The 8799-nt window shown below is 54.8% G+C and carries 8 protein-coding genes and 1 pseudogene; all 9 read left to right on the top strand.

The annotated features are described in order from the left end of the window. Nucleotides 1-1220, top strand: a 1220-nt coding sequence (locus J1G35_RS30200; protein ID WP_262417478.1) for a type VI secretion system Vgr family protein, incomplete at its 5' end; no start/stop codon positions are given. Between the two features lie 5 nt (nt 1221-1225). Further along, on the top strand, nt 1226-1999 hold the full coding sequence (locus J1G35_RS30195) for a hypothetical protein (RefSeq protein ID WP_223016827.1): 774 nt from the start codon (nt 1226-1228) through the stop codon (nt 1997-1999). Continuing rightward, the gene (locus J1G35_RS30190) at nt 1984-2355 is read left to right on the top strand and encodes a hypothetical protein (protein WP_223016826.1); all 372 of its coding nucleotides are present in this window, start codon (nt 1984-1986) and stop codon (nt 2353-2355) included. Before J1G35_RS30195 ends, J1G35_RS30190 begins: the two co-directional genes overlap by 16 nt. A 63-nt stretch (nt 2356-2418) precedes the next feature. Continuing rightward, nucleotides 2419-4455, top strand: coding sequence for a lipase family protein (locus J1G35_RS30185; protein WP_223016825.1), 2037 nt, complete (start codon nt 2419-2421; stop codon nt 4453-4455). Next, nucleotides 4448-5518, top strand: a complete 1071-nt coding sequence (locus J1G35_RS30180; protein ID WP_223016824.1) for a hypothetical protein — start codon at nt 4448-4450, stop codon at nt 5516-5518. Before J1G35_RS30185 ends, J1G35_RS30180 begins: the two co-directional genes overlap by 8 nt. Then, complete coding sequence (locus J1G35_RS30175; protein ID WP_262417477.1) at nt 5518-6609, top strand: hypothetical protein; 1092 nt, start codon at nt 5518-5520, stop codon at nt 6607-6609. The genes J1G35_RS30180 and J1G35_RS30175 overlap by 1 nt, the downstream gene beginning before the upstream one ends. A gap of 173 nt (nt 6610-6782) precedes the next feature. Continuing rightward, entirely contained in the window at nt 6783-7049 is a 267-nt protein-coding gene (locus J1G35_RS30170; protein ID WP_223016823.1) for a PAAR domain-containing protein, read from the top strand. Nucleotides 7050-7051: 2 nt separating this feature from the next. Continuing rightward, nucleotides 7052-8212 (top strand): hypothetical protein, encoded by a 1161-nt coding sequence (locus tag J1G35_RS30165; RefSeq protein ID WP_262417476.1) that lies wholly within the window; start codon nt 7052-7054, stop codon nt 8210-8212. Beyond that, nucleotides 8209-8799: pseudogene (locus J1G35_RS31130) on the top strand (type VI secretion protein VasK); the annotation flags it as partial. The gene J1G35_RS30165 and the pseudogene J1G35_RS31130, both read left to right, overlap by 4 nt.

Raw genomic sequence — 8799 nt, 5'->3', positions numbered from 1 at the left:
GCATGGACGACACGCGGGGGCAGGAGCACGTCAAGCTGAGTACCGAGCACAGTGGCAAGAGCCAGCTGAGTCTTGGGCATCTGGTGGATGGCAAAAAGCAAAAGCGCGGGGAAGGGTTTGAGTTGCGCACCGATGGTTGGGGCGCGATTCGGGGTGGCAAGGGGTTGTTTATCAGCGCTGATGAACAGGGACACGCTCAAGGTAATCAGTTGGATATGGCGGCAGCCATTGCGCAACTGGAGGGAGCATTGTCGCTGGCTCGCTCTATGGCACAGGCAGCAAGCAGCGCCCAAGTGAACTCTGGCGACATCGATAGCCAGCTAGGCCTGCAGCAGCGTCTTAAAGGACTCGCGCAGCCCGGCGTTCTGCTCCATGCGCCGGAGGGTATCGGCGTGCTCACCCCAAAGGCCATATGCCTGTCGTCCGGCGGGGAGAGCGTCGGCATCATCGCGGCACGTAACGCTGACATCACCGCTGGACACGACATCACCGCAGTCGCCGAGGCCGGCATGAGCCTGTTCGCACAACGTGGTGAGCTGCAACTCAAAGCAAATGAAGGCAAGGTCGAACTGCATGCCCAAGGCAATAGCCTCCACGCTCTGGCAAAGGCTGACCTCAAGATCGAAAGCGTCGAAGGTCGCGTAGAAATCAGTGCCCCACAGGAGGTGGTGATCAACTGCGGGGGGGCCTATATCCGTCTGAAAGGCGGCGATATAGAGCTAGGCGCGCCCGGCAATATCTACCTCAAGGCCGCCCACGTGCAAAAACTTGGCGGCGCCACTCTTGAGACGCCGGCCTCAGTGTTGCCGACTGGTTACGCCGGTGGCTATACATTGAAAGACGCCACCCAGGCAGCGTTGCGATTTACGCGCTACCGAGTAACGACTCAGCAGGGAGACGTATTCACCGGTGTGACTGACAAGGACGGCAAGACGATGAGCGTCCATACGTGGATGCCAGGTAGCTTGAAAATCGAACTGCCACAGACCGAAAAGTGGATCAGCTTTTCTGCCCCTCCGGGATCAAATTACCAAGGCATGAAGTGCACCGCGACGATGGACGACGGTGAGGTCTTGCAGGGTGAGTTTAATGGTGAAAGCAAAGTAAGTTTTTATTCTTTTACGGGTAAATCCTGTGTCGAGTTCAAAGTGCAAAGCCCGGAACTTCAGGAGGATTTACCCAGCGCCGCAGAAAAACTATTAAGAGAACTGGCGGAGTAAACAGGATGGATGCTTTTTATCGAAACTACCTGGCTCGACAAAGTCATCAGGTTGACGATGATACGTTAGAACGTGCTCTTGAGAGCTTTGAGGGCGCGGCGTTAAAGTTTTCTTCGGGCTTTATAAGTGATGCAAAGTTGCGCGATAACTACAATAGCAATGTAAGGCGGGTCAAGGTGCAGGTGTTGTCGCAAGTAAGTGCGGGGAAAATCTCAGTAAAGGAAGCTGCCGAATTCTGCTATGAGGCACGAAATAAAATCATGGCGGAAACCCGCAAGAAAACCTCGGTGCCCGGGCGGGCTATTGCCGAAAAAAGGAAGGTTGTTTCTCCAGAGCTAGAAAAACTACTGGATGAAAAAGCCGGCAGGAAGTTCGGTAAAACCTTCGTGGCACTCAACCCTGAGCAAAAGAATGCCCTGTATTACGAGATTGTAGAGTCTTCGGCCAGGCCTAATGCCGGGTTCAATACGTTAAATAAAGCGCTGAAGGTGTCGGGCAAGGTTTTGATCGTCGTGACGATTGTTTATGCAACCTACGAAATCGCCAACGCTGAGAATAAGAAGAAAGAGGCTATCAAGCAGGGCATTACGATAAGCGGCGGTTTTGCCGGGACTGTACTGGCGAGCTTTGCCGTCTCTACCGTGTGCGGGCCGGGCGCACCGTTTTGTGCAATCGGGTTAATGCTTGCGGGCGGAATTGCCTCCGGCTGGGCTGCATCGAAACTTGCGGACTCTCTGGATGATGAGATTGAGGAGTTTACCCAGTGGCAAATCAGTTAGAACAACGCCAACTCTGGTTGGCGCTCTCTAATTTGTTTGTAGACAGTGAGGTTGATTACAAACAGGTCGCAGGGGTTGCAAAAAACTACGCTATCAAGGACGTGGAGTTTGCGTTGTTTGAGAGAGTCGCTCCGGTGTGTATCAGTAATGTATTGGTGCCCGTACCGCCTGTTTGGTGGTACTTCGATGAGGAACAGTTGGTCGCGGATATTGAGTCCCTGGTCAAGAAAAGAGCGAGGCAGGGGGTGATGGGTAAATGTTTATCTGCTGTGGCAAGGAGATTGATACGGCTTATCAGTGCGAAGGTATGGGCGGAACTAAAGGTTGAAATTGAATTGGCTAAAAGAAACGGCTAGAGCTGGATCAACTTGCCCCATCAGATAATGACTTGAAAATATAACGATTTATTGAGGAATAACATGAACGATCCAATGCACCGTACAGATACCCTCAATCCGTACAAGGATTTTATTGGCGGCGAACAGATAAAGCATTGGATCGAGTTCCAGTTGCTGGACGAGCAGGGCGAGCCGCTGGCGAACCTGCCCTATCGGGCGGTGAATGAAGCCACTCGCGAACGCTTTGTGCCGGAATTTATTGGCCGCAGTGATGCTGAAGGGGTGATTCGCATCGAGGGTTTGCATCCGTTGCCTATCACGTTGTTGATGGAGGCAAATCCTTTGGCCGAGCAACTGCAAACGCGTCGTTTGCGTGCTAAGCGGGCCGAGCCCCCCCGGCCAGGTATTGGGGACCGCACTCCGATGTATGGTCCGCAACGCTCAGGCTTTTCACCTATTGAGAAGCAGGCATTGGCTTCGGGGTACTGCTACCACTATCTGCGAATTGGCCAACTCTGTGACCAACTCCCTACACTCCAGCCCCCTTTGGATAATTCGAATCAGCTACCGGCGTTTCACTTCCCGGAACGAAAGTTCGCAGGCTTCACCATCAGTGGTGACGAACTGGACCGTCGCCATGTGCTGGAAATCTGCCCCTTTCGCGCCTGGTCTCTGGTGTTGCATCACCAGCCTGAGTACAGCCTGGTCAATGCCTACAACCTGGGCTTGATGAGTATTCTGGCGTATAGCAATCGGGGTGAAACCGAGCTGGGCTCCGTCAAGCAGCTTTTCGAGCAGCAATGCCTGGATTTGTCACGCACACCCAGGGTTTGGGATAGCGGCCAGGCGTGGCCGTGTGTGGTGACGGATGTACCTTTTAGCGAGCGCTATGTGACGGTTGAGCCCTTGGATACTGGTAAGGCAGACCCACCGGAAGGTCACACTCAGCTGTTTTACGCTATCAGTGCTTCTCAGGTTTTGGTGGCGTGGCGTGGCACTGAGATGGAGGGGCTCGCTGATTTAATTACCGATGCGACCTTTCGTCCTGTGAAACCGGAGATTGCTGCGGTTTGCGAGCCTAAGGTTCATTGCCCTGGCCTCACCGATGTGGGCAGTGTGCATCTTGGTTTTCGCGATGCTTTTGAAGTGGCGAGACGGGTTTATAACAAAGATTTAGGCCAAACGATTTTTAAGGATATCGACAGTAAAAAACTGTTCATCTGCGGCCATAGCCTGGGCGGCGCCCTCGGCCTCATCCACGCAGCCTCGCTGAAAGGCCATAATCCTCTGCTCTACACCTACGGCATGCCTCGCACCTTCACCCTCCATGCTGTGCAATTTTTGGGCGACCTTTGGCATTTTCGCCATGTCAATGATATGGACGCCATTCCCCGCGTGCCCCCCGAGGCTGCGCTAGACAACTACCTATATGACATCTACGGCCCTATGGGCCTGCTGGCGGGGTTTAGTTGGTCTCTACGTCAAGCTATTACCAGCGCCCTGTTCAAGCATGAAGACCCATACAGCCATCACGGTGAGATCGCCCTGTTTCTCCGGGCCGAACAGCATCAACAACGGGAATTCACCCCTTATTCCCCTTACCGCAAACCTGACGGCTCGCCTTATCGCAGCACGATCACCTACGAACTGCCGATAAAAGCCAAGTTGTATTTGGTTCCGAGCCTGATCGAGGACAGTGACCAACAGGTCGAACAGGCCACGCAGCGCCTGAATGCCTCCCTTACAGCCGAGAGCAAGGCCCGGTTCTTCCCGCGCTACAGCATCCCGGCGACGGGGCGACTGCCGCGTATTGGCGATCACTTCATGTCGCAGTACCAACCTTATATCCATAACCAATTGCTGGAATCGATTGACGCCGAGCGCGACCCCTTGCTGGAGCGACAGATAGAAAGGCGCACGTTCGAACAACAGATAAAGGATTACTACGGGAGCATCCATGAGGACGAATTGGTCCGCAGCCGTGTGTTTCTTGAATTGCAAGGCCTGCTGGACCAGGCCCTGCATATCACCCGGCAAGTGGAGGGCGGAGCCGAGGCGCTGCAGCGCTTTAACGCCATTGCCGACCCCAAAGCGTATTACGAGAAAATCTATGGTTAAGCCGATTGATACGCGGATGGTCGGAACCCGGTTTTTCCGATTGCTCACTGTCGTGTGCATGATGTTTTTCAGCCTCAGCGGCTGCCGTCAGGACTACAGCCTGGCGCCGCCTGCCAACAGCGAAAAAATAACAGTCACCGTGAAACTGCCCAAGGAACTGAAAACCGAAACCATGTGGGTGATGTATCGCTCGGCCATCTGTAAGAGCGTCAGCCTTGGCGCCAGCGGCCAACGTCTGGAACAGGATGGTCGTCATTCGGTTTACAAGGAATTGGAGCGTCAAGGAGAGAGCGATCTTTACCAGGTGGAGCTGCCAAAAGATGGCGGTGGCGCGTGCCGCTGGCATTTGGCGAATGTGACGTTTGGTGTGGAGTATGCGGATCCGACGCGGTTTGGCGAGAACGTGACTTATGGCGCTGGGGGAGGAGTGGTCGTGATATTTGACTATAACAACCCACCAAGGGGCGGTATTGATATAAAAGTTGGTGGGGATTTAACAATCAAAAAGGACTATTACCCTTGGATACATGAAAGTTTTATAGGCGGATACAGCAAGGCTATAAATTTGGCGAGTGAGGGTGGCATCTATATTAACTATCAGGCATTGCAGGCGCGAACAGTGTATTTCGAGCCTGTTTTTCACCCTTCGGTACTGGTTAGTTCGGAAGGGTCAAAGGTACACAAAGTTGGCAATTTTATTAAATTCACCTACCCCGACGGCAGTGTCGTAGCCGACGGCCAATCGAAGCCAGACTTCTGGAAACTACAAAGCATTCGCACAGGACGCGCCCCTGAATGTTTTTCACGCTGGCGTTATTTTGCCTGCCCTGACCCCCGCCCGCGGTTATTACCCGACTGGCTCCCAGAGCCGGATCAGCCTGGGTTTGGTCGCTACGTCATCGTCAACGAATGGGGGAGCAGACTGCCTTCGTACAGCTACAGGCTGGTGGGTAAGGACGATCGAACATACGAAGAGAAGACGGATGTCGATGGGTTTACCGACCCCTTGCCCGATAGCGCCCATCCAGTTCGCGAAGTCGACTTTCCCGTCGGGAGGCGTTGATGAGGCCTATACAAAAAATGGCGTTCGAACTCGTTGCTGCCGCCAAGCACATGCCCAGGTTCCACCGTATACCTGTGGTGTTGTGCATGATGTTTTTCAGCCTCAGCGGCTGCCGTCAGGACTACAGCCTGGCGCCGCCTGCCAACAGCGAAAAAATAACCGTCACTGTGAAACTGCCCAAGGAACTGAAAACCGAAACCATGTGGGTGATGTATCGCTCGGCCATCTGTAAGAGCATCAGACGCGGCGCCAGCGGCCAACGTGTGGAACAGGATGGTCGTCATTCGGTTTACAAGGAATTGGAGCGTCAAGGAGAGAGCGATCTTTACCAGGTGGAGCTGCCAAAAGATGGCGGTGGCGCGTGCCGCTGGCATTTGGCGAATGTGACGTTTGGTGTGGTTTATGCGGATCCGACGCGTTTTGGTGAGAACGTGACCTCCGGGGGAGGGGGCGGAGTGGTCGTGATATTTGACTACAACGACTCGCCACGGGGAGGAGCTGATATCAAGGTTGAAGGGGACTTGACGATTAAGAAGGACTACTACCCCTGGCTAAGTGAATCCTTTCTGGGTGGCTATAAAAAATATATTAGCCTATCCGGTGAGGGCGGTATCTATCGCATATATCAAGCGTTAGAAGCTCGTCGGGTCCATTTTAAGCCCATCCTGCATTCGAACTTTGCGGTTTACTCTACTGAACCAAAGGAGAAGAAAGAGGGTAATCACACCAAATTTACTTATCCCGACGGGAGCGTCGTGGAGGAACGTCAGTCACAGCCAGACTTCTGGAAACTACAAAGCATTCGCACAGGACGCGCCCCTGAATGTTTTTCACGCTGGCGTTATTTCGCCTGCCCTGACCCCCGCCCGCGGTTATTACCCGACTGGCTCCCAGAGCCTGATCAGCCTGGGTTTGGTCGCTACGTCATCGTCAACGAGTGGGGGAGCAGACTGCCTTCGTACAGCTACAGGCTGGTGGGTAAGGACGGTCGAACATACGAAGAGAAGACGGATGTCGATGGGTTTACCGACCCCTTGCCCGATAGCGCCCATCCAGTTCGGGACGTCGAATTCCCTGTATGGAAACGGTGATGTTGTAAATGCATTTTCGGTATCGAAGGTTATGCATTCAAGTTGCGTTTCCTTCGTTTAAAAGAAGTGAGCCAATTACTTTCTAATTGATAACGATGTTATCCGAGTCAAGCATCGAAGAGAGTTCGAGTGCATGGGGCACTTGAATGCATGACCCATGGAGCGAGATGTTTATGTCCCAAGGATTCGTTTTATTAGGTGATAAAACCACCCACGGCGGTGAAGTAATCTCTGCTTCATCCACGACCATGGTTAATGGCAAGCGCGTGGCATTGGTCGGCGATGAGGTGCGTTGCCCGCTGCCGGGGCACGGCGTTAATCGGATTGTGGATGGCTGCCCTGACTGGTCTGAGGGTGAGCGCGCAATGGTGGTCAATGGCTGTCGCTGTGAATGCGGTTGCCAGGTGATCTCCAGTGCACCCGATTGCGGGGTGGGTTAATCATGGGCTGGGATCGCAAGCTGTTTGCGTTGGCAGATACACCGAAGCCACCGGTGTTAGCGCGTTGGTTCTGGGCGGCCGTCGTCGCGGTGCTGGTGTGTGCGCTGCTGTTTGTGTTGCATGTCTCCGGACGAGTGTCGTTACTGCAGGCGCTCGATGCCTGGGTACTGTCCGGTGTGCCGTTGATGGTGTGGCTCTTGGCGTTCGGTGCGCGTGCCTACGCCTATGGCAGAGCGTTAAGCCATCACCAGTTTCTGGAGGAACGCGCACAAGAAGTACAGAAATCCTGGCAGGGCTGGGCCCAGCGCTCCATGGCGGTATCCGCCAGTTGTGTACTACTGCCGGAGCAGGTGTCTGCCAGTGTATTGACTCAAGGTCCTTCCGGATTGCCTTCCCGTACAGGGCAGGCACGGCGTATTACAGCATTGCCTGAGGGGGCGGAACGCGCTCAGGCCGGATTACAGATGCTGATCCACGCCATGGCGTCGGCAATTAAAGCGTTGCCTTCTGGGCAGTTGCTGCGGGTGACCCTGCTCAGCGATGTCGACCCCGGGCATTACGATGGCCTGCGCGAGGTATTGCGGCAGGCTTGGAGTACCGCGATAAGCCGAACGCCTCCGGCGACGATCTGTCTGGCTGGCGAATTGTCATACAGCTGCATAGATGAAAATTTAACGACCGCCAGCGCGGCCATCGAACTCGTCCTGGTGCTTCAGGTACATGGCCAAGAGGCTTACTCCGACGGGCTTGCGGCCTTGCTTCTGTGCCCGGATAGCCTTGCACTCGCTATGAAGCTACCGATAAGTGCCAGCTTGTTACGGCCGATGCCATTGAATATCGGCGCGCTGGACAGCGAGCTACCGCTATTTCTGCACACTCAGAAAAATGCTTGCCAGGCCGTCGGCGTGTTGGCTGACGGATCGGCCTGGCAGCCTTTGATTGGCGAGTTGCTTGCTGTCGCTGGCGCTCATGGCGCATCGCTCAACGCGACACAGCAATGGATTCAAGAGGGGGCAAGCGGGTTGCCGGGGCCCTTCGGCCACTGGCTGGTCGCCGCGCTTGGCGTGGAGGTGGCGCGGCATCAGCACGCGCCTTTGTTGGTGTTGGCCCAAGAAAAATCAAAGCACTGGGTCGGTACAGTTATCACGGGAGAGTTGGCATGAACGCTAGGAGCAATTCATGGCGCCATGTGGGCGCAGCAATATGGATCACTGCGTTTTTGTTCCTCCTGGCCGGACTGATCTGGGTATTTGGGGAGCGGATAGGGTTAGTAGAGCAGGCGCACAAGCTGTTGGCTTTTTTACTGATCATTACTGTTGCAGTGACGGTCCGCCTGGTGCCGGAGTTGGTGACACATTTCAAGCGCCAAAACCACCGAGAGCAGGGACAGGCGGATAAGGTTTACGCCCCATCAGGCGCTCCGATTATTTTTCCTCGCCAAGAAGGCGTTCATTTCTCAAACCTGCGCGCCCATTTGCGCCATCGCCACGGCCTCTTCTGGCGCCACAAAACCCGCCTACTGCTGGTCATCGGCGAACCCACCGAAATCGAATCCCTCGCCCCAACCTTGACCAAGCTCTTCTGGCTGGAAGGACAAGGCACCGTCCTGCTCTGGGGCGGCAGCGCCCAGTTGGCGTTGGATCAGTCCTTCCCCGAGCAATGGAAAGGCCTGAGCCGCTGGCGTGCATTGGACGGGGTGGTCTGGGCACTGAGCAAAACCCAAGTCGCCGACGATGCCGCGATGGGCGCG

It is taken from the genome of Pseudomonas sp. SH10-3B (assembly GCF_019891415.1).
GTDB lineage: Bacteria > Pseudomonadota > Gammaproteobacteria > Pseudomonadales > Pseudomonadaceae > Aquipseudomonas.
Note: the sequence above shows the minus strand (reverse complement) of the source record. Positions and strands in the feature narration are given on the sequence as shown.